This window comes from Paeniroseomonas aquatica (genome assembly GCF_030409335.1).
Taxonomy (GTDB): domain Bacteria; phylum Pseudomonadota; class Alphaproteobacteria; order Acetobacterales; family Acetobacteraceae; genus Belnapia; species Belnapia aquatica.
Genome location: NZ_JAUFPN010000206.1, coordinates 128,749 through 152,511 on the forward strand (window position 1 = coordinate 128,749; position 23,763 = coordinate 152,511).

The window sequence follows — 23,763 nt, forward strand, 5'->3', positions numbered from 1 at the left end:
GCGATGGCCCTGCCGGTTGCGCGTACCGCCGCCATGGCCAGCCTCTGGCCGGGCGTGTGGCTGGTCGCCCTCGGCCTCGAATTCGCAGTTGGCGGCCTGGCGACCTGGCTCGCCGGGCAACATGGGCCGGCCCTCCTCGGCACCGCCGCCAACCTCCTGGTCGCCTGGCGCTTCGCCGCCACGCTGCGGCCGGGCGCGGTGCCGCTGATCACCCGCTATGCCCGACACGACCCGGCCGGACTGCCGCCGCGGGCCGAGCGCTATACCCGCCGGCTGACCGCCGCCTGGGCCATCCTGCTCGGCCTCTTCGCCCTGGCGCATGCGGCGGCGACGGCCGGCCTGTGGCCGCTGCCGGCGGTTTCCCTGACGGAGGCCGTCCTGTGCACCGCCGGCTTCCTCGCCGAGCATCTCCTGCGCAGCCGGCTCTTCCCCGAGCTGGGCCGGGCCACCCCCTGGCGCACCTTCGGCGCGATCCGCGCGGCCGGGGCACGCCATGCCGGTTGAGGGTCTGGCCGCGGACACGCCCGGGCTGGCGCTGACCACCCGGGATGCGGCCGAGATCATCTGCCATCGTGCCGGCGGCCCGGTCAGCGTCGGCCGCTTCCTGGCCGAGGCCGCGGCGCTGGCCGCCGCGCTTCCGGCCGATGGGCATGCGCTGAACCTCTGCGCCGACCGCTACGCGGCGCTGCTCGGGTTCGCCGCGGCGCTGCTGCGCGGCCACCCGACCCTGCTCGGCGCCCGCTCCGGCGGCGGGTTCCTCGCCATGGCGGCGGCGCGCTACCCCGGCGCCTACCTGCTGGCCGACGAGCCGGGGGCCGCGGCGCCGCTGCCGGTCTTCCGGGTCGACGCGCCGCGGGCCCTGCGGCCCGCCGCGGCACCGCCCCCCATTCCGGCGGAGCGGGTCGTCGCCATCGGCTTCACCTCCGGCTCCACCGGCACGCCGACCGCGCATGCCAAGCCCTGGGGCGCGCTGGTCGCGGCTGCGGCGGCGGCGGCGGCGCGCTTCGGGCTGCGGCCCGGGGACGGGCCGCCGACCAGCATCGTCGCCACCGTGCCGCCGCAGCACATGTACGGCTTCGAGACCACGATGATGCTGCCGCTGCGGGCCGCGGTGGCAATCCACGCCGGCGCCAGCTTCTACCCCTCGGAGGTGCAGGAGGCCCTGGCCGCGGTGCCGCCCCGCCGCCTGCTGATCACCACGCCGCTGCATCTCCGGGTGCTGCTGGCCGATGGCCGCCGCCCGCCGGCGCTCTCCGCGGTGATCTCCGCCACCGCGCCGCTGGCGCCGGAAATGGCGATGGCGGTGGAGCGCGACTGGGCGGCACCGATGCTCGAGATCTACGGCGCCACCGAGGCCGGCTCCGTCGCCAGCCGCCGCACCGCGCGGGAGGAGGGCTGGCTGCCCTATGCCGGCACCACGGTGCGGGACGGCGTGGCGGAGGTGCCGGGGCTCGGCGCCGTCCCTCTGGCCGATGCGGTGGAACCCCTGGCGGATGGCCGCTTCCGCCTGCTGGGGCGGCTCGCGGATGTGGTGAAGCTCGGCGGCAAGCGCGCTTCGCTCGCCGAGCTGAACCGGGTGCTCGCCGGGGTGCCGGGGGTGGAGGACGGGGTCTTCCTCGCGCCCGGCGACATGGAGAACAACCCGGCGGCGCGGCTCAGCGCCCTGGTGGTCGCCCCCGGCCGCACCGCGGCGCAGATCATGGATGGGCTGCGCGGCCTGATCGACCCGGCCTTCCTGCCGCGCCGGCTGGCGATGGTGGCGGCGCTGCCGCGCGATTCCGTCGGCAAGCTGCCGCGCCAGGCCCTGGCCGGCCTGCTGCCCGGGGCGGAGGAGGCCTGATGCAGTCGAGCTTCACCATTCCCGCCGACCACCCGTCCCTGTCCGGGCACTTCCCCGGCCGGCCGATCGTCCCCGGCGTGCTGCTGCTGGATGCGGTGCTGCAGGCGGTGGCCGCTGCCGCGCCGGAGCGTGGCGCCCCGGCCAAGTTGATCCGGGCGAAATTCCCCGCCCGGGTCGCGCCCGGCGCCGCGGTCGCGGTCACCCTGGCGCCCCGTGGCGACGACCGGCTCGGCTTCACCTGCCGCTGCGGCGACACCATCGTCCTGCTCGGGGAATTCGGATGGCCGGCGCCAGCGTGACCCCGCCCGCCTGGGTCCAGGCGCCGGAGCGCGGCAATACCTTCTGGCTGCGCTTCATGGTCGGCGTCGGCCACCGGCTCGGCTGGCGGGCGGGGCATGCGCTGCTCTTCCCGATCACCGCCTATTTCCTCGCCTTCTCGCCGCGGCAGCGGGCGGCGGCGCGGCAATACCTGGGCCGGGTGCTGGGCCGGCCGGCCGAGCTCGGCGACCTCTGGCAACTGTATTTCACCTTCGCCGCGACCATCCTGGACCGGGTTTGGCTGGCCGCTGGCCGGTCCGCCGGCTTCGAGGTCACCCTGCATGGGCTGGAGGCGCTGCGGGCCCGGGTCGACCGGGGCCAAGGCTGCCTGCTCTTCGGCGCCCATCTCGGCAGCTTCGAGGCGCTGCGCGCGGTCGGCGACGCCGGTTGCCCGGTGGAGGTCGCGGTGCTGATGCACGAGGCCAATGCCGCCCGGGTGAAGGCCGTCTTCGATGCGCTAGGCGGCGAGGGACGGGCCGCGGCGGTCATCGCCCTCGGCGCGCCGGATGCGATGCTGCGGGTGCGGGAGGTGCTGGAGCGCGGCGGGTTGGTCGGCCTGCTGGCGGATCGCGCCCCGGCCGGGCAGCGGCTGCACCGGGTGGCCTTCCTCGGCCATCCGGCGCCGCTGCCGACCGGGCCGCATGTGCTGGCGGCGGTGCTCGGCGCGCCGGTCATGCTCGCCTTCGGCATCCGCACCGGCCCGCGCCGCTATGCGGTGCATTTCGCCCCCTTCGCCGAGCGTATCGGCGACGGCAGCCGCGCCGGGCGCGAGGCGGCGGTGCTGGCCTCGGTCGAGCAGTATGCCCGGGCGCTGGAGGCGATGTGCCGCGCCCATCCCTACAATTGGTTCAACTTCTACCCCTTCTGGCAGGAGGAGGCGGCATGAGGGCCTCCCGCCGCGCGCTGCTGCTGGCCCCCCTCGCCGCGCCGGCCCTGGCGGCGGAACCGACGCTCGAGCAGGTCATGCAGGCCCTGGCCGCGGTGCCCGCGCAGCGGTCCCGCTTCACCGAGGACAAGGTCATCCCCGAGCTTGAGGTCGGCCAGCCGAACGAAGGCACCCTCTCATGGCAGGCGCCGGACCGGCTGGAGAAGCACACCACCTGGCCGATCGACGAGCGCGTCACCGTCGCCGCCGGCCGCCTGACCTACGAACGCCGCGACCGCGGGGTGCAGCGCGAATTCGCGCTGGGCGACCAGCCGGAAATGCAGGCGCTGGTGGAGGCCGTGCGCGGCACCCTGGCCGGCGACCTGGCGGCGCTGCGGCGGCACTACGGCGTCGCCTTCGCCGCCACCGCCGCGGGCTGGCGCATGGTGCTGACGCCGCTCTCGCTGCGGGTGCTGGGCGCGGTGCAGCGGATCACCGTCACCGGCCAGGGCAATGAGTTGCGCAGCGTCGAGACCGAGGGCGGCGGCGGCGTCGACCGGATGCAGATCGCGCCTGCGCCATGACCCGCGTTTTGGCGGTGCTGGCACTGCTGGCCGGGCTCGGCGGCGCGCTGGGCTGGCTGGCGCCGCCGCGGGCCAACCTGGCCGAATTCCTGCCCCCCGGCCGCACCCCGGCCAGCGCCTTCCTGCTGCGGGAGCTGCAATCGGGCGCCGCCACCACCCTGCTGCTCGCCGCGATCGAGGGTGCACCGAAGGCGGAGCTGGCCCGGCTGTCGCGGGAGACGGCGGCGGGGCTGCGCGCCTCCGGCCAGTTCGGTTTCGTCGGCGACGGCACCCTTCGGCTGGGCGAGCCGGAGGAAGCGCTGCTCTTCCGCTACCGCTACCTGCTCTCACCCGAGACTCGGCCCGAGGCCTTTACCGCCGCGGCGCTGAGGCCGAAGCTGGAGGCACTGCTGGATGGGCTGCGCTCCGCCGCCTCGCCCATCCTCGCCCGCTACGGCTTCGCCGATCCGACCGGGGCCTTCCTCGGCCTGGCCGCGGCCTGGCTCGGCGAGAGCAGAGTGGCGACCGAGGATGGCGCCTGGTTCGCCCCGGGCGACAACCCGCGTGCGCTGCTGGTCGCCCGCGGCCAGGGCGCCGGGTTGGATGCGGCGGCGCAGCGCCTCGCCATGACCGCCTTCCACCAGGCCTTCGCCGCCGCCACCCCCCCCCCGGGCGCCCGGCTGCTGCTCAGCGGCCCCGGCGTCTTTGCGGCAGAGGCGGCGGCCGGGATCGAACGCGACGTGCAGCGGCTGACCCTGACCGCGACCCTGCTGCTGGCCGGGTTCCTCTACTGGCGCTTCCGCTCCTGGCCGGTGCTGGCCCTGGTCGCGGTGCCGCTGCTGGCGGCGACTTTGGCCGGCTATGCGGCGGCGGTGGCGCTCTACGGCAGCGTGCATGCCATCGCGCTGGGCTTCGGCGTGACCATGCTGGGCGTGGTGGTGGACTACCCGATCCTGCTGCTGACCCTGCGGCGGCCGGACGAATCCCTCGCCACGGCGGCGGCGCGGATCTGGCCGACCCTGCGGTTGGCGGCGGTCTCGGCCGCGGTGGGCCTGCTGGCCATGGTCGGCTCCGGCCTGCCCGGGCTGGTGCAGACCGGGGTCTTCGCCGGGGTCGGGCTGTTGACGGCCGCCGCGACCACACGTTGGCTGCTGCCGCGGCTGGTGCCGGCCGAGACCCGCATCCTGGCCCGGCCGCTCGGCCTCGGGTCGCTGGCCGCCCTGCGCGGCCGCCCCCGGACGGCGCTGGCAGTGCTGGCGGTGGCGGTCGCGGTACTGGCGGCCACCGGCGGCCCGGACCGCCAGCGCGACCTCGCCGCCCTCAGCCCGGTCCCGGCCCGGCAGCAGGCGCTGGATGCCGAGCTGCGCGGCCAGCTCGGCGCGCCGGATGTCCGCAGCCTGTTCGTCCTCGGCCCGACAGCCTCGGAGGGTGAGATGCTCGGCCGCTCCGAGGCGCTGGCCGGCGCGGTGGAGCCGCTGGTCGCCCGCGGCCTGCTGGCCGGCCTCGACCTGCCCAGCCGCTACCTGCCCAGCCCGGCGCTGCAGGCCAGCCGGCAGGCGGCGCTGCCCGGCGATGCCGCCCTGGCCGAGGCGCTGCGGGAGGCGGCAGTCGGCCTGCCCTTCCGCCCCACTGCCTTCGCCCGCTTTACCGCCGCCATGGCCGAAAGCCGCGCCCTGCCGCCGCTCGACCTCGCCATGCTGGCGGCAGGCGCGCCGACGATCGCCGCCCGGCTTTCGCCCCTGGTCAGCCGGCACGGCGCCGAGGTCTGGGGCATCGCTCCGGCGACCGGCGTGGCCGAACCGCGGGCGCTGGAGGCGGCGGCGGCGGGGCTCGGCCTGCCCGGGGTACTCTTCCTCGACGTCAAGCTGGAAATGGAGCGGCTGCTGGCCGATTATTCCCGGGCGACGCTGGCCTGGGCGCTTGCTGGCGGGGTCGCGGTGCTCGGCCTGCTGGCGATCGGGCTGCGCAGCCCGCGGCGGGCACTGGCCGTCGCCGGGCCGATCGGCGGCGCCGTCCTGGTCACCCTCGCGGTGCTGGGCCTGCTGAGGGAGGCGCTGAGCCTGTTCCACCTCGCCGCCCTGCTGCTGCTCGCCGGACTGGCGATCGACTATGCTCTCTTTCTCGCCGCGGGCGGGACGGCGGATGACGCCACGACGGGCGCCGTCTTGACCTGCGCCGTTTCGACCCTTCTTACCTTCGGGATGCTGTCGCTGAGTGAAACCCCCGTGCTGCATGGCATCGGCCTGACCGTCGCCACCGGCGTCGCCGCCGCCTTCCTGCTGGCCTGCGCCTTCACGCCGCGCCAGGTGCGCAGCGCATGAGGGCGATGTGGCCGCTGCGGATCAGCGCCGGCACCGCGGTCACGGCGCTCGGCGCCGGCCTGGCGCCGTTGCGGGCGGCGCTGCGGGACCGCCGCGGCGGGCTGCTGCCCTGCGCCTTCCCTGGCGCCCCACCGGATATCTGGATCGGCGCCGTGCCGGGGATCGAGGCCGTCGCCCTGACGCCCGATCTCGCCGCCTACGACTGCCGCAACAACCGCCTGGCCGAGCTGGCGCTGCGGAGCGACGGCTTCGCCGAGGCCGTGGCCGCCGCGCGCGAGAGGCACGGGGCGGAGCGCATCGCCGTGGTCCTCGGCACCAGCACCGCCGGCATCGAGCAGACCGAGCAGGCCTATGCCGGCCGCACCCCGGGCGAGACGGCCCTGCCGGCGGATTTCGACTACGGCCATACCCACGACCTGAGGGCACTGCCGGCCTATCTGCGGGCCCGGCTCGGCCTGCGCGGGCCGGCGCTGGTGGTCTCCACCGCCTGCACCTCCGGCGCCCGGGCGATGATGGAAGCGGCGGCGCTGATCGCCGCCGGCCTGGTGGATGCCGCGGTGGCGGGCGGGGTGGATAGCCTCTGCCGCCTGACCCTGCATGGCTTCAGCGCGCTGGAACTGCTGAGCCCCGGCCCCTGCCGGCCCTGCGCCGGCGACCGCGACGGCATCACCATCGGCGAGGGTGCCGGGCTGGTGCTGCTGGAACGGCCATTTGATTCATCCCGCGGCCCGCTGCTGCTCGGCGCCGGGGCCAGCAGCGACGGGCACCACATGTCCTCCCCGCATCCGGAGGGCCTGGGCGCGGTCAATGCCATGCGGGCGGCGCTGGCCGCGGCGGGCCTCACCCCGGCGGAGATCGACTACGTGAATCTGCACGGCACCGGCACCCGCGCCAACGACGCGATGGAGGACAGCGCCATGCACCAGGTCTTCGGTGCCACCGTCCCCTGCAGCTCCACCAAGGGCTGGACCGGGCATGCGCTCGGCGCCTCCGGCGCGATCGAGGCGCTGGTCGCCGCCCTTTGCATCGAGGAGGGGCTGGTCCCGGGCTGCCTCGGCATCGCCGCCGCCGACCCGGCCTTCCGCACGGATGTGGCGACCGGCAACCGCGCCCGGCCGGTGCGCCGGGTGCTCAGCAATTCCTTCGGCTTCGGCGGCAGCAATTGCAGCCTGGTGATCGGCCAGGGATGAAGGCCTTCGTCACGGCGGCATCGGTCTTCGGCCCCGGCCTGCCCGGCTGGGCCGCGAGCGAGCCCATGCTGGCCGGCACCGCGCCCTGGACCATGGCGGAGGCGCTGCCGCCGGTGCCTGCCATCCTCGCCGCCGGCGACCGCCGCCGGGCCGGCGCCACCGTGCGCTTCGCCCTGGCCGCCGCCACCGAGGCGACCGCGGCCGAGCCCGACCGCGCCGCGCTGGAGACCTTCTTCGCCAGCGGCAACGGCGATGGCGCGGTGGTCGGGGGCATCCTGGATGCGCTGCAGGATCCGGACGGCGCAGTCTCGCCGACGCTGTTCCACAACTCGGTGCACAACGCCGCTGCGGGCTACTGGCATATCGCGGCCGGCTCGACCATGCCGTCACTCAGCCTCGGCGGGCATGACGGTGCCTTCGCCGCCGGGCTGCTCGCGGCGATGGGGGCGGTGGCGACGCGCGGGCGGCCGGTGCTGCTGGTGGCCTACGACACGCCCTTGCCGGCGCCGCTGGATGCGGTGCGGCCGACCGACTTTCCCTTCGCTGCCGGCCTGGTCCTGGCTCCCGGCGCCCAGGGCGCGTGGGCGGGGCTGGACTTGCGCTACGTCGCCGAACCGGCCCCGGCGGACTCCCCCACCGAGGGTCTCGATGCGCTGGCCGCCGGCAATCCCGCGGCGCGCGCCCTGCCGCTGCTGCGGGCGCTGGCGGCGCGGCGGTCCGCGCTGGTGCGACTGCCGCTGCTGGAGGATGCGCATCTCGAGATCCGGGTGACGCAGTGCTGAATGCGGCGGAAATCGCCGCGCTGGTGCCGCATCAGGGCCGCATGTGCCTGCTCGACCGCGCCCTGGCCTGGGACGCCGCCGGCATCACCTGCACCACCGGGCGCCACCGCGATGCCGCCAATCCGCTACGGCGGGACGGCCTGCTGCCGGCGATCTGCGGCCTGGAATTCGCCTTCCAGGCCATGGCCCTGCACGGCGCGCTGAGCAGCGGCGCCCCGCAGCCGCGCGGCTTCATCAGCAGCCTGCGGGAGGTGGCGCTGGACGCCGAGCGGCTGGACGATATCGCGGAGGATCTGCACATCGAGGCGGTGGCGCTGGTGGCCGAGCCCGGCGGCTCGATCTACCGCTTTGAGATCAGCGCCGAAGGCCGCAGCCTGCTTGGCGGCCAGGCGGCGGTGATCCTGGCGCGGGAGGCCGCATGAGCCGCGGCCGCGCCCTGGTGACCGGCGGCGCCAGCCCGATCGGCGCCGCCATCTCCCGCGCCCTCGCCGCCGAGGGCCATGCCGTGCTGATCCACGCCCATGCCGGGCTGGACCGCGCCGCGGCCCTGGCCGCGGAGATCCGCGCCGCCGGCGGCGAGGCCACGGCCTTCGCCTGCGACCTGGCCGACATGCCGGCCACCGCCGCGGCGCTGGAGGCGCTGCTCGAGGCCGGGCCGGTGCAGATCCTGGTCCACAATGCCGGGACGCATGACGACGTGCCGCTGGCCGGCATGTCCGAGGCGCAGTGGCGGAGCGTGGTGGATGTCTCGCTCAACGGCTTCTTCGCCGCGCTGCGGCCGCTGATCCTGCCGATGATCGGCACCCGCTGGGGGCGGATCATCGCCATCAGCTCGATCTCGGCGCTGCTCGGGAACCGAGGGCAGGCGAATTACGCGGCGGCCAAGGCGGGGCTGATCGGCGCGGTGAAGTCGGTCTCGCTCGAATACGCGTCGCGCGGGGTCACCGCCAACGTGGTGGCGCCGGGGATCATCGCATCGCCGGCGGTCGCGGCGGCGATGAGCCCGCAGCGGATCGCCGAGCTGGTCCCGGCGAAGCGGGCCGGGACGCCGGAGGAGGTGGCGGCACTGGTCGCCTTCCTCGCCTCCGACCGGGCCGGCTATATCAGCGGCCAGACCATCGCGGTGGGCGGGGGCCTGGGCTGAGGCTAACGGGTCCGGTCGCGCATCCAGTTGCCGGCTCGGCCGATGGCGGCGCCGGTATCGTTGGCGGCGCGGCCCAGCGCTTCCCCGGTGCGGCTGCCGGCCCGGTCCAGGGTCTCGCCCGCCCGGGTGGCCGGCTGGCGGGACTCGCAGGCCGCCGCCGCCAGCAGGCCGAGGGCGCAGGCGCCCAGCAGCAACCGCCTCATTCCGCCGCCATCACTGCCGGGGCGGCGGCCCGTTCCTCCGGCATCGGCGGGCCATACCCGAGGCGGTGCAGCGCCGATAGCACATGGAACACCGTCTTGAAGGACAGGATCGGCAGCACCGCGCGCCAGTCGCCCCGCAGGTTGCCGGCCAGCATGTTGATGATGCCGTCCCGCATCCAGAGCGTGTTGCGTGGCGCCATGAACAGCGAGCGCATGACCGGGTCGTTGATGCGGTAGATCAGCCAGCCGATGCGGTCCATCGCCGCGGCCAGCTCGGCGTTGGTGCGTGCGGCCAGCTGCTGGCCGCGGACGGGGTCGTCGAGCCAGGCATCGGCGGCCTCGGCGCCCAGCTCGCCCGCCGTCATCGCCATGAGCACGCCGGTCGAGAACATCGGGTCGACGAAGCCGTAGGCGTCGCCGATCATCAGGTAGCCTTCGCCGTGGCCCTGCCGGGCGCGGTAGCTGTAGTTGGCGGTGCTGAAGATCTCGGAGGCGATCTCGGCGCCCGCGGTGCGGGCGGCGACCGTGGGGCTGCCGGCGATGCGCTCGAGGAACAGCTGCTCCGGCGTGCCCTTGCGGCCCTTCCAGGCGGCCTGGTTGCCGACGAAGCCGATGCTCATCAGCCCATCGGGGAGGGGGATCAGCCAGAACCAGCCATCCTCGGCGAGATGGATGCTGATGTATCCGTCGAGCTCGCCGCTGCGGCGGGTGACACCGCGGAAGTGCGCGTACATCGCCGCGGTGTTGTTGCGCTTGTTCGAATCCTTCAGCCGCATGCGCCCGGCGAGGAAGGTGTCGCGGCCTGAGGCATCCAGCACGTAGCGCGGCCGGTATTCCAGCACGGTGCCATCGGCATTCTGCGCGGTCACCGTCGCGGGTGCGCCGGCGGCGCCGAAGGCGATGTCGGTCACCCGGGTATCCTCCCGGGCGACGGCGCCGCGGCGGCCGGCATTGGCGAAGAGCAGCGCATCGAAGTCGGCGCGCTTGACCTGCCAGGCATGGGTGCGGGCCCGGTTCAACGCCTTGGCGAAGGGGAAGGCGGCGCTGCGGCCGGTGCGGTCGGAGACGAATTCGGCGCCCGGCTTGTGCACGCCGATGGCCCTGACCTCCTCGAGCACGCCCAGGCGCTCGAAGATGTCGAGGTTCCGGGGCAGCAGGCTCTCCCCGATATGGAAGCGCGGATGGCGTGCCTTCTCGAGCAGCACCACATGGCGCCCGCGCATGGCGAGCAGGGTGGCGGCGGTGGACCCGGCGGGGCCCCCGCCAATGACCAGGACGTCCGGAGCCGAGGTGTCGCGCATGGCCGGAGTTTTCGGGCCCCGGCGGTGCAAGTCAAGCTGGTTGCGGACCGGGACCGGATGGCGGGACGGGCTGCGCGCTCCGGCCGCACCGCTTCGGGGAGATTACCGATTTGGTGACGCCTGGCCCGCGAGAGTGCCGGCGGCCGGACCGCCGGCCCTAAGCCACGGGATCATCATGCAGGCAGCCCGGTTTGGTGCGTCGATCCTCCTCCTTGGCATGGCCTTCGGCCCAGGGGCCGCGGCGACGGAGGATGACTGGACCGCCTGCGCCGCCGCCATCGCCGTGGCCGAGGTCGAGGCGAGGCTGCCGGGTGGTCTGCTGGGAGCCATCGCGCGCACCGAGAGCGGCCGCCGCGACCCGGCGACCGGCCGGGTGGAGCCCTGGCCCTGGGCGCTGAACGTCGAGGGGGCCGGCTTCCACGCGGCATCGCGGGCGGAAGGCCTCGCCAGCATCCGTGCCTGGCGGGCGCGCGGCAGCCGGTCCATCGACGTCGGCTGCCTGCAGGTCAACCTGCTGCACCATCCCGCCGCCTTCGCCACCCTGGAGGAGGCGCTGGATCCCCTGGCCAATGCCCGCTACGCCGCCCGCTTCCTGGCCGCGTTGCAGCAGCGCGCCGGCGGGGACTGGGGGCTGGCCACCGCGCGCTACCATTCGGCGACGCCGGATCGGGGCGACGCCTATCGGCAGCGGGTGCAGATACAGCTCGCCGGCGGGACGATGCCGGCGGCGCCGGCCGGCGGAGCCATGGCGCCCGGCTGGGCGCTGCCGGTCTTCACGCCGCAGGCCATTGCCGCGCCACGCCTTCTCGGGCAGCCCATCGCGCCGGCCTTCCCCGCCGGGCGTGGCCTGCCGAGGGTCTTCACCCCCTCCAGGCGGTAGTCGGGCATGGTTCCGGGAGGGGGGTCTCAAATCTGATATTGCCGCCTGTCTTTCAGCCCGCCGTAGGTTTTTTTCTTAACCTTTAGGGCGATAACTTCAGTTTGTTATGACAACCCACCGGTTCTACGCCGTAGCGGATATGGGGCCGGACCGGGGTCTGACAGTCCCTGGAAATACTCCTGTCGCAAAGGAATGATCGATCCATGAACATCCTGTCCTGCTACGCCAATGCCCGCGCCCTGATAGCCGACCGCAGGGGCGTCACCGCTCTCGAGTACGGCCTGATCGCAGCGCTGATCGCCGTCGTGATCATCGGCGGCGTGACCGCCGTGGGCAACAATGCTGCGGCCGTCTTCACCGGCGTCGCCACGAAGCTGGTGGCGCCGTAAGCCTCGTCCTCGCCTGGCCGATGGTGCCTCGTCACCATCGGCCACAGCCGGGGGGTCACCCGATGTCCTATCTCATCCCCATCGTCGCCATCCCCGCCCTGCTCGCCGCGGCCCTGCACGATGTGGTGGCCCGCACCATCCCGAACCGCCTGTCCCTCGGCATCGCCTTGCTCGGGATAGGCTTGCACGTGAGCGCCGGCGATCTCGGCGTGGCCTTGGCCGCGGCGGTGCTGGTCTTCCTGCTCGCCGCCCTGGCCTGGTGGTTCCGCGCCATGGGCGGTGGCGACGTGAAGCTGCTCGCGGCCTGCGCGCTGCTGCCGCCGCCGGCGGCGGTGCCCGGCATGATCCTCGCCATCGCCCTCGCGGGCGGCGCCCTCGGGCTGCTCTACCTGGCGCTGCGCGGGCTGCCGGCGGCACCCCGGCCCAGCCTGTCCCGCGCCGCCGCCCTGCCGCGCCGTGCCTTGCGGGCCGAGCTCTGGCGGATCCGCCGCGGCGGCCCGTTGCCCTATGCGGTGGCGATCGCCCTGGGCGCTTCCCTTTCGCTCCTGGCCTGAAAGTCGGCGCACATGGCCCTTCGCATCCTGCTCATCGGCATCCTCCTCTGCGGCGCCGCCGGCTTCGGCGGCATCGTCTGGTTCAGCCTGCAGCCGGCGCCCGGCCCTGAAGCCGCAGCGCCGCCGCCGCCGGCCAAGGCCGTGGTGCTGGTCGCCGCCCACCCGCTGCGCGCGGGCACGCTGATCAAGCCGGAGGACATCATCGGCGTGGAGCAGCTGGTCGACACCCTGATCGAAGGCACCCGCCGCGACACCCGCGAGGCCAGGACCGAGCTCTTCGGCGCCATGGTCCGGCGCAGCCTGCCGGCCGGCGACCCGATGCTGGCCGCGGATGTCCTGCTGCCAGGCGACCGCGGCTTCCTCGCCGCCGTGCTCGGCGCCAACATGCGGGCGGTCTCGGTCGCGGTCGATGCGGTCTCCGGCACCGCCGGGCTGATCTGGCCCGGCGACCGGGTGGACGTGGTCCTGACCCAGCAACTGAACGACGAGACCCTGCCGCTCTACCGCCGCATCGCGGGCGAGACGGTGCTCACCGATACCCGGGTCATCGCCATCGACCAGGCGCTCATGCAGGGCGCCGTCGGGGATGGGCCGGAGAGCTCCCGCCAGGCCCGGACCGTCACGCTCGAGGTTTCGCCGCGGCAGGCGGAGCGGGTCTCGGTGGCGACCCGGCTCGGCCGATTGGCGCTGGTTGTCCGCGCCGCCACCGGCACCGCCACCATGCCCGATGCCGCCCCCGCCATCACCTGGGGCGGCGACGTCTCGCCGGCGCTGCGGGCCGGGCATGCCGCCCCGGGGGCACCCCCGCAGGCCGTGCAGATCTTCCTGGGCGCGTCGAAGCGTGAGGAGTTCCGGTTCTGATGCGTATCGCACCCTGCCTGTCCGCCGTGCTGTTGCTGCCCGCCCTGGTCCAGGCTGCGGAGACGCCGCCCGCGACGCCCGCGGCCTTCGTCCCGCTCAATGCCGCGCCGATGCGGCAGCTGACGCGGGAGAACAGCGCAACCCTGCAGGCCGGCGTCGGCTTGGCGATCGAGGCGGGTGCCGGCCGCATCCTGCAGCTCGGCCGCCCCGCCGGCTCGGTCTTCGCCGCCGATCCACGCGTGGTCGAGGTGCGCCCGGCCAGCCCCACCAGCCTCTTCCTCTTCGGCGTGGCGCCCGGGCGGACCACCGTCGCCGCCCTCGATGCCCAGGGCAACGCCGTCGCCCAGTACGAGGTGACGGTCCGCGCCTCCGGCTTCGGCGCCGCTGAGGCGCAGTCGACGCTCGCCCGCCTGCTGCCGGGGCAGCGCATCCGCGCCGAGGCCCGCGGCAACGGCATCGCCCTGCTCGGCGAGGTGGCGACCCCTGCCGATGCGGATCAGGCCGTCAACATCGCCCGCGGCTACCTGGCCGACGGCCAGCAGCTCGACAACCGGCTCTCGGTGCTGGGCCAGATCCAGGTGAACCTGCGGGTCCGCATCGCCGAGGTTTCCCGCGAGGTGACGCGCCAGCTCGGCATCGACTGGCAGGCGCTCGGCACCATCGGCCGTTTCTCGCTCTCGCTGATGACCCGCAACGCCATCGCCGATGCGGTCAATCCCTCCAGCCAGCTGGGCGCCAGCGTGGTCAGCGGCGCTTCCAATGCCAATGCGATCATCGATGCCCTGGCGCAGGACCGGCTGATCACGGTGCTGGCGGAGCCGAACCTGACGGCGATGAGCGGCGAGGCCGCGAGTTTCCTGGTCGGCGGCGAATTCCCCATCCCGGTGGCGCTGCGCGACAACGTCGTGACCATCCAGTTCAAGCAGTTCGGCGTCAGCCTGGCCTTCGTGCCGACGGTGATGAGCCAGGACCGCATCAGCCTGAAGGTCCGCCCCGAGGTCAGCGAACTGAGCGACCAGGGCGCCGTGCGCATCGCCGCCGGCAATGCCTCGATCCAGATCCCGGCTCTGACGGTGCGGCGGGCGGAGACCACCGTGGAGCTCGGCAGCGGCCAGTCCTTCGCCATCGCCGGGCTGCTGCAGGACGGCTCGCGCAACCTCGGCCGTGCCCTGCCCGGGGTCGGGGAGGTCCCGGTGCTGGGAGCGCTGTTCCGCTCCGACCGCTTCCAGCGGAACGAGACCGAGCTGGTCATCGTGATCACGCCCTATGTGGTGCGGCCCGTCAGCAGCCCCGTCGCGCTGCGCGCCCCGACCGACAACTTCGTGCCGCCGGGCGATGCCGACCGGATCCTGCTGTTCCGCCAGATCGCCCGGCCACGCGGCCTGCCGGTACGCCTGCCCGGCGATGCCGGCTTCGCCTTCCACTGACCCGGAGCCGCCTGGCATGCCCCCCGTCCTGCGCCCCCTGCTGCTGCTGGCCTCGCTGGCGGCGATCCCGGCCTGCGCCTCGCTTGATCCTTTCCACCGCGACAGCGCCTGGCGTCCCGGCGGCAGCAACGAGGCCAACCTCGCCGCCATGATGGCCGAGCCGCGGGAGAGGGTCGACGGCACCGCGCCGGCCCGCGCCGGGGGCCAGCCTGCCGCCGCGGCCATCGACCGCCTGCGGACCGATCGGGTCCGGCCCCTGCCGGACAGCGGCATCGCCCGCATCGTCACCGTGCCCGGCGGCACCGCGGGAGGGGCCAACTGATGCCGGACGGCCCCCAGACCAGCTACCAGGACCGGGCGGAGGCGCTGCTGCACCGGCCGGACCGCAAGCAATTCGTCTGCTTCTGCGCCGATGCCGCGACCGAGGAGGCGTTGCGCGCTGGCTTGGCCGAGGCGGCCCTCACCGACGCCGAATTCATCCGCGCCGACGCGGCACAGGCGATCGCCTTGCTGCGGGACATGCCGACGCCCTGGACCCTGCTGGTCGACGTGACCGGCCATCCGCAGCCGCTGGCCGCGCTCGATGACCTCGCCCATGTGGTCGAGCCCGACGTGCGAGTGCTGGTCGTCGGCGATCGCCAGGATGTCGGCTTCTACCGCCAGCTCACCCGCAGCCTCGGCGTCGTCGACTACCTCTACAAGCCGCTGTCGGCCGGCATGGTGGCCGAGCATTTCGGCCCCATCGCCACCGGCCGCGGCCCCCAGGCCCAGCGCAACCACGGCGGCCGGCTGCTGAGCGTTACCGGGGTGCGCGGCGGCGTCGGCGCCTCGACGATCGCCGCCAATCTCGCCTGGTACCTCGGCAACGTCGCCGACCGCCACACCGTGGTGCTCGACGCCGACCTGCACCGGGGCAGCCAGGCCCTGCTGCTGGGCGCGCAACCGGGCGCCGGGCTGCGCAACGTGCTCGAGCACCCGTCGCGGGTCGACGAGGTCTTCGTCGACCGCGCCGCAGCCGGGGTGACCCCTCGGCTGCACCTGCTGGCGGCGGAGGAGGCGCTCGACTCCCCCATCGCCTATGCGCCGCAGGCGGCGGAGCAGCTCCTCGCCCTGCTCCGCCGCCGCTACAATTTCATCGTCGCCGACGCGCCCTTCGAGGCCGACGCCCTCGGCCGCGCCCTGTTCGCGCTCGCGCAGCATCGCATCCTGGTGCTGGAGCCGACCCTGGCCTGCATCCGGGATACCCTGCGGCTGCTGCAGCTTCCGTCGGGGCCGCACCAGACCTTCCGCCCCCTGCTGGTGCTGAACCGCGCCGACCGCAAGGGCGGGCTGCCGACCGGGCGGGTCGCCGAGGCGCTGAAGCTGCAGCCCGACATCATCATCCCGGACCAGCCGAAGCGCCTCGAGGAGGCGGCGACCCTGGGCAAGCCCGCGGTGGCGACGGTCCGCGGCTTCCGCAACGTGATCGGCCAGCTGGCGCAGGCGGCCGGCGGCACCGGCAACGAACCCCGCCGGCGCCGCGGCTTCCCCTGGTGGCGCCGGTGAACCCCGAGCCGATGCCGAGCTTCGGCCGCCGGCCGGCCGAGGCAAGGCCCGGGCGGCCGGTGCCGGAGGCGCCCGGTCCTGCCGCGCCCCGCCCGCTGCCCACCCCTGCCGCGCCGCTGGCCGAACTGCGGGCCCTCTGCCTGGCCCGCATCGACCCCGCCGCCGTCGCCAACATGGCGACCGACCGGCTCGCCGCCGAGGTCGAGCGGCTGCTCGCCGAGGTCGCAACCGACCAGCGCCTGCAGCTGAATGCCCGGGAACAGCGCCAGCTGGCGCTCGACCTCGTCGATGACATGCTGGGGCTCGGCCCGCTGGAGCCGCTGCTGGACGACGAGACCATCACCGACATCATGGTGAACGGCCACGACCGGGTCTTCGTCGAGCAGCGCGGCCGGGTCGTCGCCTCCTCGGTCCGCTTCCGCGACAACCAGCATCTGGCCAACATCGCCCAGCGCATTGCCGCCGGCATCGGCCGCCGGATCGACGAGAGCAGTCCCATGGTGGATGCCCGTCTGACCGACGGCAGCCGCGTGAACATCATCTTCCCGCCGCTGGCGCTCGACGGTCCCTGCCTGTCGATCCGCAAATTCTCGCGCCGGGCCATCGACTTCGACAGGCTGGTCGACTTCGGCGCCCTGAGCCGGCCGATGGCCAGGATGCTGCAGATCGCCGCGCGCAGCCGGCTCAACGTCGTCATCTCCGGCGGCACCGGCTCCGGCAAGACCACCATGCTCAATGCCATGAGCCAGATGATCGACCCCGGCGAGCGCATCGTCACGGTCGAGGATGCGGCCGAGCTGCAGCTGCAGCAACCACATGTCGTCCGGCTCGAGACCCGGCCGCCCAGCCTCGAGGGCCGGGGCGAGGTGACCCAGCGCGACCTGGTCCGCAACGCGCTGAGGATGCGGCCCGACCGCATCATCCTCGGCGAGTGCCGCGGGGCGGAGGCCTTCGACATGCTGCAGGCGATGAACACCGGCCACGACGGCAGCATGAGCACGGTCCATGCCAATACCACCCGGGACGCGCTGATCCGGATCGAGAACATGGTGATGATGGGCAATTTCGGCCTGCCGACCCGCGCCATCCGCACCCAGGTCTGCAGCGCCATCGACCTCATCCTGCAGGTGGAGCGGCAGCGCGACGGCGGCCGCCGGGTCGTGCAGATCACCGAGCTGGTCGGGCTCGAAGGCGATGTCTTCACCCTCAACGACATCTTCGCGCTGGAGCATGAGGGCGAGGATGCCGAGGGTCGACTGAAGGTGCGCTGGCGGGTGAGCCGCACCCGGCCGGCCTTCCTGCAGCGGCTCTCCTATTTCGGCCAGGACCGCGCCTGGGCCGCCGCGCTGGAGGAAGCGGAGCGATGAACATGCCGCCGTCCGGCCTCCTCGGCGCCGGCGCCGGGCTGCTGGCGCTGGGCCTTGCGGTCACGCTCGGGCTTGGCGCGCTGAAGCGGCAGGAGGCGCGCCGCGGCCGGATGCAGGCGGTGCTCGGGCCGCTGCACCCGGCCAGCCCCGTCGCCACGCCACGCCGCACGCTCCTGCAGACGATGGCGGAATTCGCCCCGCTGCGCTGGCTGGCCGGCTGCCTCCGGCTGCAGATCAACCATGCCGCGGACTATCCCATCCGGTGGTGGCTTGTCCCGGTCATCGCCTTGCCGCTGGCCCGCGCCGCGGCGGGGCTGCTGGCGGTCCTGGCCGGCGATGCGGCACTGCTTGCGACCCTGCCGGTCTGGCTGCTGCTGTGCCGTTCGATCTACGAGGCGCTCGACCGCCGCCGCCGGGAGATCCTGTTCCGGCAGTTCCCCGATGCACTCGGCATGATCACCCGCGCCATCCGGGTCGGCATCCCGATCGCCGAGGCGATCCGTGCCGTCACCCGGGAGATGCCGAAGGAGACCGCCGACGAATTCCGCCGCATCGCCGACCGCCTGGCGATCGGCCTGTCGATGGAGCAGTCGCTGAGCGAGACCGCGCACCACAACGGCGTGCAGGAGTACCGCTTCTTCGCCACCGCCCTGTCCTTGCAGAGCACGACCGGCGGCGGTCTCGGCGAGACGCTGGAGAACCTCTCCGACGTCATCCGCAAGCGGGTCGCCCTGAAGGAGCGGGGCTTTGCGCTGGCCGCCGAGGCCCGTACCAGCGCGGCCATCCTGGCAGCCTTGCCCTTCTTCACCACCGGGGTGATGGCGATCATGAATCCCTCCTATGTCGGGGTGCTGTTCCATGATCCGGGCGGGCAGCGCATCCTCGCCATCGCGGTCGGGCTGATGCTGCTCGGGATGGCCATCATGCGCGGCATGATCCGGAAATCGCTGGCATGACACGGGAGCTGCTGGTCGGCCTCACGGCCGGCCTCCTCGCCTTCGGCCTGATCGTGCTGGCGCTGCTGCGGCTGATGGCGCGGGAGGATCGGCTGTCGGCAAGGCTGCTCGCGGTGCAGCGCAGCGCCGGCGTCGACCAGGTCACGCTGCCGCGGTCGCCGGGCTGGATGGTGCTGCAGGGTTTCGGCTGGATCGGCCGGCTGCTGATCCGCAGCGGCACCCTATCGGCCTCGACCGTCGCCGACCTGGAGCAAACCCTGAAAGCCGCCGGCTTCCGTGGCGACCACGCCCTGAGCGTTTTCATTGGCGCCAAGGTGCTCCTCCTCCTCGCCATGCCGCTGCTGGCGGCAGCGGTCTTCCGGCTGGTCGAGGTGGGGACGCTGACCTGGCGGCTCGGGATGCTTGCCGCCACCATCGGCGGCCTGCTGCTGCCCGACCTCATCGCCCGCCGGCTGCGCAAGCGCTACCTGCGGGAGCTGGAACGCGGCCTGCCCGATGCACTCGACCTCATGGTCATCTGCAGCGAGGCGGGCCTCGCGCTCGAGGGCACGGTGGAGCGCGTGGCGATCGAGATCCGCCCGGCGCATCCCGCGGTGGCTGCCGAATTCGCCACCTGCTCCAGCGAGCTCCGCATCCTCTCCGACCGCCGTGCGGCGCTGATCAACATGGCGGAGCGCACCCGGCTGGAGGCGCTGCGCCGTCTCGGCACGACCCTGGCGCAAACCCTGCAGTATGGCACGCCGCTGACCCAGGCACTGCGGGCGCTTGCCGCCGAGATGCGGCACGAGCAGCTGGTGCGGTTCGAAGCCAAGGCGGCCCGGCTGCCGGTGCTGCTGACGGTGCCGATGATCACCTGCATCCTGCCGACGCTCTTCCTCGTCGTCGCCGGCCCGGCCATGCTGCAGGTGATGCGGCTGTGGTAGGCCGGTGCCGGCTCGGCCAGGACCGATCCGGCGCCGCCGCGGTCGAATTCGCCGTGGTGGGCGCCTGCTTCTTCATTTTGGTCCTGCTGCTCATCGATCTCTGCTGGCAGGTCGCGGTGGCGGCCGCCCTCGAGAGCGGCGCCCGCAGCGCCTTGCGCTGGGCTGCCACGGGCGAGGCGGCGCCAGGGAACCAGAGCGCCGCCGGCCACGTCGCGGAGCTGGTGCTGCGCAGCTCGGGCCTGCCGCTGCAGGCCGCCGGGCTGACGGTGAGCGTCGACAGCTTCCCGGGCTTCAGCACGCTCTCGACCCCGGCCGCCGCCCGGTCGGGCCTGGGTGGCCCGGGCGACGTGGTGCGCTACTCCATCGTCTATGCCGCCAGGAGCCTGACGCCCCTCGGGCAGGCGCTGCTGCCAACCGGCCTGCTGCAACATCATCTCGTGGTGCTGGCGAAGAATGAGCCTTACCCGACGAACTGACACCCGCAGCGGCGTGGCGGCGGTGGAATTCGCCATTCTGCTGCCGCTGCTCATCATGCTCTTCGTGGCCACGGCCGAGCTGGTTCTGCATATCCGGACCTGGTTCAGGCTGGAACGGACCGCGGCCGAGGTCACCAACGCCGCCTCGCAGGCCGAGGCGCTGACGGTCAACGACGTCGCCGGGCTGTTCGACGCGGCCCGGGCGATCGCCGCGCCGGTGCTCGCCTGGTCGAGCGGCCCCGGGCTGCCCCGGGCCCGCACCATCATCGGCGTGGTCAGCGGCACCGCCGCGGGCAATGTCGTGCGCTGGAGCTGTTCGCGCGGCGACGCCGGCCTGGCCAACCTGATCGCCGGCAAGGCGGCCTTGCCGAACGGCTTCCAGGTGCCGGCCGGGCAGAGCGTCCTGGTGACGGAAGTGGTCAACAGCGCCACGCCCTGGTCGATCATGTCCGCCGCCGCGCCGGTCTTCTTCGGCAGGGTCGGCCCGGGCCCGATCCGGACCTATGCCATCATGCGGCCGCGCCAGGCCGAGCTGACCTCGATCGGAGGCGCCTGCCCATGACCGGCCTCGGCCGGCGCGGCGCCGTCGCGCTCCTCACCGCCTTGCTCGCCGTGCCGCTGGTCGGACTGGTCGGCATCGCCACGGATGGGGCCAGGGCCTGGCTGCTCAAATCCCGCCTGTACACCGCGCTGGACGCCGCGGCGCTGGCCGGCGCCCGCAACTTCGGCCTGCCGGCCAGCCAGCGCGACGCCGAGGTGGCGGCGATGTTCTGGACCAATTTCGGCATGCACGACGCCGGCTTCACCACGGCCGGCGCGACCGGCCGGCCCTGGCGCGGGTTCCTCGATGCCCGCACCACCCTGGACATGCCGAGCGGCCTTGATTCCCAGACCATCCAGGTTTCCGCCCGGGCGGTGCTGAACACGACCTTCGCCACGGTGCTGGGCTTCAACACCATGGCGGTTGCCGGCGCGGTCCAGGCGCGCCGCGCCGATGCCGGCATGGAATTGGCGCTGGTACTCGACGTCACCGGCTCCATGGACACCAATTGCGGGACACCCAGCGACCGCACCGCGACGAACTGCGGCGTCACCACCGTGCCCCGGGTGCCGGACACCACGCTGGCGAGCCTCAACAACAACATGGATCTGCTGCGCCTGGCGGCGGCAGACCTGGTGAACATCCTCTACGGGACGCGCGAGACGGTAGCCAACCTTTGGGTCGCCGTCGTGCCTTTCGCCAGCACGGTGAACCTGGGGCCCAACCGGCAGTCGTGGCTGGCCGCCGACAGCGCCGCCAACCTCACCGGTGATTTCGCGCCGACCACGTGGCGGGGCTGCGTCGAGGCGCGGGCCGGCTATGCCGGCGCCCCGGCCGATGGCGACGGCAACGACGACACTCCGCGGGAGGCGCCCTTCCGCCCCTTTCGCTACCTCTCGACCCTGGGGCAGTACACCCTGGCCGGTGCCGCGGTCGCGGGCGACAACGACTGGGCCCGCAAGCTCTGGACGCCGACCACCACCGGCGGCAATGCGATCACCGAGAACTGGTACTTCTGGCGCGGCAACTATCAGGTCGGGCCGAATGTCGGTTGCCCGGCAACCGCCGTGCTGCCGCTGACCGCAGCGAAGACGACCGTGCTCAACGCCATCCAGTCCCTTCGCCCGAGTTTCCGCGGCGGCACCATGGGCAATCTCGGCCTGCAGGCGGGATGGTTCGCCCTCAGCCCGCGCTGGCGCGACAGCTGGGCGCTGGGTCCCGCCCCCGCGGGCCAGGCCACCGGCCTGCCGCTCGATTACGGGATACGCTACATGCGCAAGGTCATCGTGATGATGACCGACGGCACCAACACATGGTTCGACGCCCCGCACGGCCTTCCCGGTGCCTGCACCGAGACCACGACCACGGCGGCAAGCTATCCCTCCGGCGCCAGCGCGCCGGGGCCGGCGCAGGCGGTGCATCCGCTGGCCTGCCCGGCCGCCAACCGCCTGGCCGGCGTGCAGGCCGCCGCCGGTGCGCCGGCCATCGCCAACAATGCGGACTACACCGCCTACGGGCGGCTGCGGGACGGGAGGCTTGGCGCCGGGGTGACCGACAATGCGAGGGCCCAGGCCGAAATCAACAGCCGCGTCGCCGCCCTTTGCGCCACCATCAAGGGGAAGGGCATCACGATCTATACCGTCGTGCTCGATACCTCAGGCGCCGCCACCAGCGCCGAGACGCGGACGCTCTACCAAAGCTGCGCGTCCGTTCCGGACAACTACTTCTTCGTCAGCCAGCCGTCCGGCTTGCGGACCGCCTTCCAACAGATCGGGAGCCGCCTGGCCAATCTGCGCATCCTGAAATGAACGTTATCAAAACGATTTCGTCCCTATAGCCTTCGAAGGAAGGAAACCCTGCCATGATCGCCTTTCCGAAGCTGCGTCGATCGGCTGCCTGCCGCCTTTCCGCCCCGGCGCGGACCGCCGCCGCCCGTCTTGCCGTGGCGGCGCTGGGCCTGGTGGTCCTGGCCGGATGCCAGGGGCGGCCGCAGCCGGCGGCGCTGTCGCTGGACAGCCGGCTGCGGCTGGCGCGCACGCTGGAGGCGGGCCAGGGCGGCGACGCGGTGGCGGTATTGAAGGACGCCGTCGCGCAGCGGCCAGGCGACGCCTCCCTGCAGGGGCAGCTCGCCGTCGCCGCCGAGCGGGCCGGCGAGTATGGCGAGGCGGTTCAGGCCTCGCGCGCGGCTGCCGCGCTGCAGGGCACAAGCCTCGAGCCTTGGCTGGAGCTGGGCCGGCTCGAGCTGCGCAACGACAATGCGGCGGCGGCCGTCGCCGCCTATCGGCAGGCCAGCCTGATGGCGCCCGGCAGCGTCGCTGCGCTCGGCGGGCTGGGCCTCGCGCAGGACATGGCGGGTGATCACGGCCTGGCGCAGGCGGCCTACCGGTCCGCCCTGGCCATCGCACCCCGCCATTGGACGATCCGCAGCAACCTCGCCATGTCCCTGATGCTGTCGCAGCAGGCGGCGGCGGCGGCCGACAGCCTGACCGAAGCGGAATTCGCACCGGGCGTGCCGCGCCAGGCGCGCCACAACCTTGCCCTGGCCCTGGCGGCCCTGGGCCAGCAGGACCGCATGCTGCGGGTCCTCCGGCTGGACATGGGCCAGGCCGAGGCCGTGGCGATGGGGCAGGAACTCGTCGCGGTCGCGGCGCAGATCAGCCCCCGGGACCGGGTATCGCAACCCCAGATCCAGCGTCAGGCCTTGGCCACGCCGCGACGGGCCAGGCGATAGCGTCGAGACAGGCTCCTGAGGGGTGGGGTCCCGACTTGGGCGCTGGGCGGGAGGCTCACCGGCGGCTGGGCCTGCATCCGGGCGAAAGGTCGATGGGTCGGTTTCCAGTCCGGGTGTCCACGGGTCCCCAGAGGCTCGCCGCGCGTGGCGCTCCATGTGTCCCGAGCAACTGGGGAGAAACGGCCGAAACCGACTGCCTCACGGCCCGATCGTCGCCTCGCCGGCATGGTTCGGGTGGAGGAACCGCTGGTCGGTCGAGAACAGGTCACCGAAAAACCTGAGGGCCGCAACCGTGGTGCGGCCTCGCGGCGTCAGCTGCAGACCACCCGGCGTCACTTCGATGTTGCCGCTTGCCAGTTGCTCGGCGATGCGCCGGTCGATGGCGCGGTATCGTTCGATGTAGATATCCTGGAACGCTTGGTCCAGTTCGGATCTTGTTGCTGAATTGTTCTGTTGTTCGTCCATCCAGGACAACAGGAATACACTAATCGACCGATCGATGTTGACTGGCACCAGCACGAACACCGAGAAATTCAGCACTGCGCTCAGAAGCTGTACGCGAAATGAGTTGGGATGGTCGGGTCGG

At 73.4% G+C, this 23,763-nt stretch carries 27 protein-coding genes; 24 read left to right on the forward strand and 3 right to left on the reverse strand.

The window, feature by feature from the left end:
- The first annotated feature begins 3 nt into the window (after positions 1–3).
- Genes QWZ14_RS28755 through fabG form a run of 10 tightly spaced genes read left to right on the forward strand, consistent with a single transcriptional unit; the run spans position 4 to position 9,023 of the window.
- Positions 4–504 carry a COG4648 family protein gene (locus QWZ14_RS28755; protein WP_290320502.1) on the forward strand — a complete coding sequence of 167 codons (501 nt, stop codon included), beginning with the start codon at positions 4–6 and terminating at the stop codon, positions 502–504.
- On the forward strand, positions 494–1,840 hold the full coding sequence (locus tag QWZ14_RS28760) for an AMP-binding protein (protein ID WP_290320503.1): 1,347 nt from the start codon (positions 494–496) through the stop codon (positions 1,838–1,840). Before QWZ14_RS28755 ends, QWZ14_RS28760 begins: the two co-directional genes overlap by 11 nt.
- Positions 1,840–2,139 carry a hotdog family protein gene (locus tag QWZ14_RS28765; RefSeq protein WP_290320505.1) on the forward strand — a complete coding sequence of 100 codons (300 nt, stop codon included), beginning with the start codon at positions 1,840–1,842 and terminating at the stop codon, positions 2,137–2,139. Before QWZ14_RS28760 ends, QWZ14_RS28765 begins: the two co-directional genes overlap by 1 nt.
- Entirely contained in the window at positions 2,121–3,044 is a 924-nt protein-coding gene (locus QWZ14_RS28770; RefSeq protein ID WP_290320506.1) for an LpxL/LpxP family acyltransferase, read from the forward strand. Before QWZ14_RS28765 ends, QWZ14_RS28770 begins: the two co-directional genes overlap by 19 nt.
- A complete protein-coding gene (locus QWZ14_RS28775; RefSeq protein ID WP_290320507.1) occupies positions 3,041–3,607 on the forward strand; it encodes a LolA-related protein in 567 nt (188 codons plus the stop codon). Before QWZ14_RS28770 ends, QWZ14_RS28775 begins: the two co-directional genes overlap by 4 nt.
- Positions 3,604–5,907, forward strand: a complete 2,304-nt coding sequence (locus QWZ14_RS28780) for an MMPL family transporter (RefSeq protein WP_290320508.1) — start codon at positions 3,604–3,606, stop codon at positions 5,905–5,907. The genes QWZ14_RS28775 and QWZ14_RS28780 overlap by 4 nt, the downstream gene beginning before the upstream one ends.
- Complete coding sequence (locus QWZ14_RS28785) at positions 5,904–7,097, forward strand: beta-ketoacyl-ACP synthase (protein ID WP_290320509.1); 1,194 nt, start codon at positions 5,904–5,906, stop codon at positions 7,095–7,097. Before QWZ14_RS28780 ends, QWZ14_RS28785 begins: the two co-directional genes overlap by 4 nt.
- Positions 7,094–7,879: a beta-ketoacyl synthase chain length factor gene (locus tag QWZ14_RS28790; protein ID WP_290320510.1), complete on the forward strand. Its 786-nt coding sequence runs from the start codon at positions 7,094–7,096 to the stop codon at positions 7,877–7,879. Before QWZ14_RS28785 ends, QWZ14_RS28790 begins: the two co-directional genes overlap by 4 nt.
- Complete coding sequence (locus tag QWZ14_RS28795; protein ID WP_290320511.1) at positions 7,873–8,301, forward strand: phosphotransferase; 429 nt, start codon at positions 7,873–7,875, stop codon at positions 8,299–8,301. The genes QWZ14_RS28790 and QWZ14_RS28795 overlap by 7 nt, the downstream gene beginning before the upstream one ends.
- Positions 8,298–9,023 carry a 3-oxoacyl-ACP reductase FabG gene (fabG, locus tag QWZ14_RS28800; protein WP_290320512.1) on the forward strand — a complete coding sequence of 242 codons (726 nt, stop codon included), beginning with the start codon at positions 8,298–8,300 and terminating at the stop codon, positions 9,021–9,023. The genes QWZ14_RS28795 and fabG overlap by 4 nt, the downstream gene beginning before the upstream one ends.
- 2 nt (positions 9,024–9,025) lie before the next feature.
- Here the strand turns inward: fabG and QWZ14_RS28805 are convergent, their stop codons facing one another.
- Positions 9,026–9,226, reverse strand: coding sequence for a hypothetical protein (locus tag QWZ14_RS28805; protein WP_290320513.1), 201 nt, complete (start codon positions 9,224–9,226; stop codon positions 9,026–9,028).
- Positions 9,223–10,527 carry an NAD(P)/FAD-dependent oxidoreductase gene (locus QWZ14_RS28810; RefSeq protein ID WP_290320514.1) on the reverse strand — a complete coding sequence of 435 codons (1,305 nt, stop codon included), beginning with the start codon at positions 10,525–10,527 and terminating at the stop codon, positions 9,223–9,225. Before QWZ14_RS28810 ends, QWZ14_RS28805 begins: the two co-directional genes overlap by 4 nt.
- 175 nt (positions 10,528–10,702) lie before the next feature.
- Here QWZ14_RS28810 and QWZ14_RS28815 point away from each other — a divergent pair, with 175 nt between their 5' ends.
- The 14 genes from QWZ14_RS28815 to QWZ14_RS28880 all read left to right on the forward strand — a co-directional run bounded on the left by QWZ14_RS28815 (position 10,703) and on the right by QWZ14_RS28880 (position 23,177).
- Entirely contained in the window at positions 10,703–11,407 is a 705-nt protein-coding gene (locus QWZ14_RS28815; RefSeq protein ID WP_290320515.1) for a transglycosylase SLT domain-containing protein, read from the forward strand.
- A gap of 203 nt (positions 11,408–11,610) precedes the next feature.
- On the forward strand, positions 11,611–11,796 hold the full coding sequence (locus QWZ14_RS28820; protein WP_290320516.1) for a Flp family type IVb pilin: 186 nt from the start codon (positions 11,611–11,613) through the stop codon (positions 11,794–11,796).
- A gap of 62 nt (positions 11,797–11,858) precedes the next feature.
- Positions 11,859–12,350, forward strand: a complete 492-nt coding sequence (locus QWZ14_RS28825) for a prepilin peptidase (protein ID WP_290320517.1) — start codon at positions 11,859–11,861, stop codon at positions 12,348–12,350.
- 12 nt (positions 12,351–12,362) lie between these two features.
- Positions 12,363–13,211 (forward strand): Flp pilus assembly protein CpaB, encoded by an 849-nt coding sequence (gene cpaB, locus QWZ14_RS28830; RefSeq protein WP_290320518.1) that lies wholly within the window; start codon positions 12,363–12,365, stop codon positions 13,209–13,211.
- Complete coding sequence (locus QWZ14_RS28835; RefSeq protein WP_290320519.1) at positions 13,211–14,638, forward strand: type II and III secretion system protein family protein; 1,428 nt, start codon at positions 13,211–13,213, stop codon at positions 14,636–14,638. Before cpaB ends, QWZ14_RS28835 begins: the two co-directional genes overlap by 1 nt.
- A gap of 16 nt (positions 14,639–14,654) precedes the next feature.
- The gene (locus QWZ14_RS28840; RefSeq protein ID WP_290320520.1) at positions 14,655–14,960 is read left to right on the forward strand and encodes a hypothetical protein; all 306 of its coding nucleotides are present in this window, start codon (positions 14,655–14,657) and stop codon (positions 14,958–14,960) included.
- A complete protein-coding gene (locus QWZ14_RS28845) occupies positions 14,960–16,183 on the forward strand; it encodes an AAA family ATPase (protein WP_290320521.1) in 1,224 nt (407 codons plus the stop codon). Before QWZ14_RS28840 ends, QWZ14_RS28845 begins: the two co-directional genes overlap by 1 nt.
- Positions 16,171–17,550: an ATPase, T2SS/T4P/T4SS family gene (locus QWZ14_RS28850; RefSeq protein WP_290320522.1), complete on the forward strand. Its 1,380-nt coding sequence runs from the start codon at positions 16,171–16,173 to the stop codon at positions 17,548–17,550. Before QWZ14_RS28845 ends, QWZ14_RS28850 begins: the two co-directional genes overlap by 13 nt.
- The gene (locus QWZ14_RS28855) at positions 17,547–18,506 is read left to right on the forward strand and encodes a type II secretion system F family protein (protein ID WP_290320523.1); all 960 of its coding nucleotides are present in this window, start codon (positions 17,547–17,549) and stop codon (positions 18,504–18,506) included. Before QWZ14_RS28850 ends, QWZ14_RS28855 begins: the two co-directional genes overlap by 4 nt.
- Positions 18,503–19,429, forward strand: coding sequence for a type II secretion system F family protein (locus QWZ14_RS28860; protein WP_290320524.1), 927 nt, complete (start codon positions 18,503–18,505; stop codon positions 19,427–19,429). The genes QWZ14_RS28855 and QWZ14_RS28860 overlap by 4 nt, the downstream gene beginning before the upstream one ends.
- Positions 19,423–19,905 carry a TadE/TadG family type IV pilus assembly protein gene (locus tag QWZ14_RS28865; RefSeq protein WP_290320525.1) on the forward strand — a complete coding sequence of 161 codons (483 nt, stop codon included), beginning with the start codon at positions 19,423–19,425 and terminating at the stop codon, positions 19,903–19,905. Before QWZ14_RS28860 ends, QWZ14_RS28865 begins: the two co-directional genes overlap by 7 nt.
- Positions 19,883–20,467, forward strand: coding sequence for a TadE/TadG family type IV pilus assembly protein (locus QWZ14_RS28870; RefSeq protein ID WP_290320526.1), 585 nt, complete (start codon positions 19,883–19,885; stop codon positions 20,465–20,467). The genes QWZ14_RS28865 and QWZ14_RS28870 overlap by 23 nt, the downstream gene beginning before the upstream one ends.
- Positions 20,464–22,254: a pilus assembly protein TadG-related protein gene (locus QWZ14_RS28875; protein ID WP_290320527.1), complete on the forward strand. Its 1,791-nt coding sequence runs from the start codon at positions 20,464–20,466 to the stop codon at positions 22,252–22,254. Before QWZ14_RS28870 ends, QWZ14_RS28875 begins: the two co-directional genes overlap by 4 nt.
- A 53-nt stretch (positions 22,255–22,307) precedes the next feature.
- Entirely contained in the window at positions 22,308–23,177 is an 870-nt protein-coding gene (locus tag QWZ14_RS28880) for a tetratricopeptide repeat protein (protein ID WP_290320528.1), read from the forward strand.
- Between the two features lie 198 nt (positions 23,178–23,375).
- Here the strand turns inward: QWZ14_RS28880 and QWZ14_RS28885 are convergent.
- A partial coding sequence (locus QWZ14_RS28885) for a hypothetical protein (RefSeq protein ID WP_290320529.1) occupies positions 23,376–23,763 on the reverse strand: 388 nt, incomplete at its 5' end.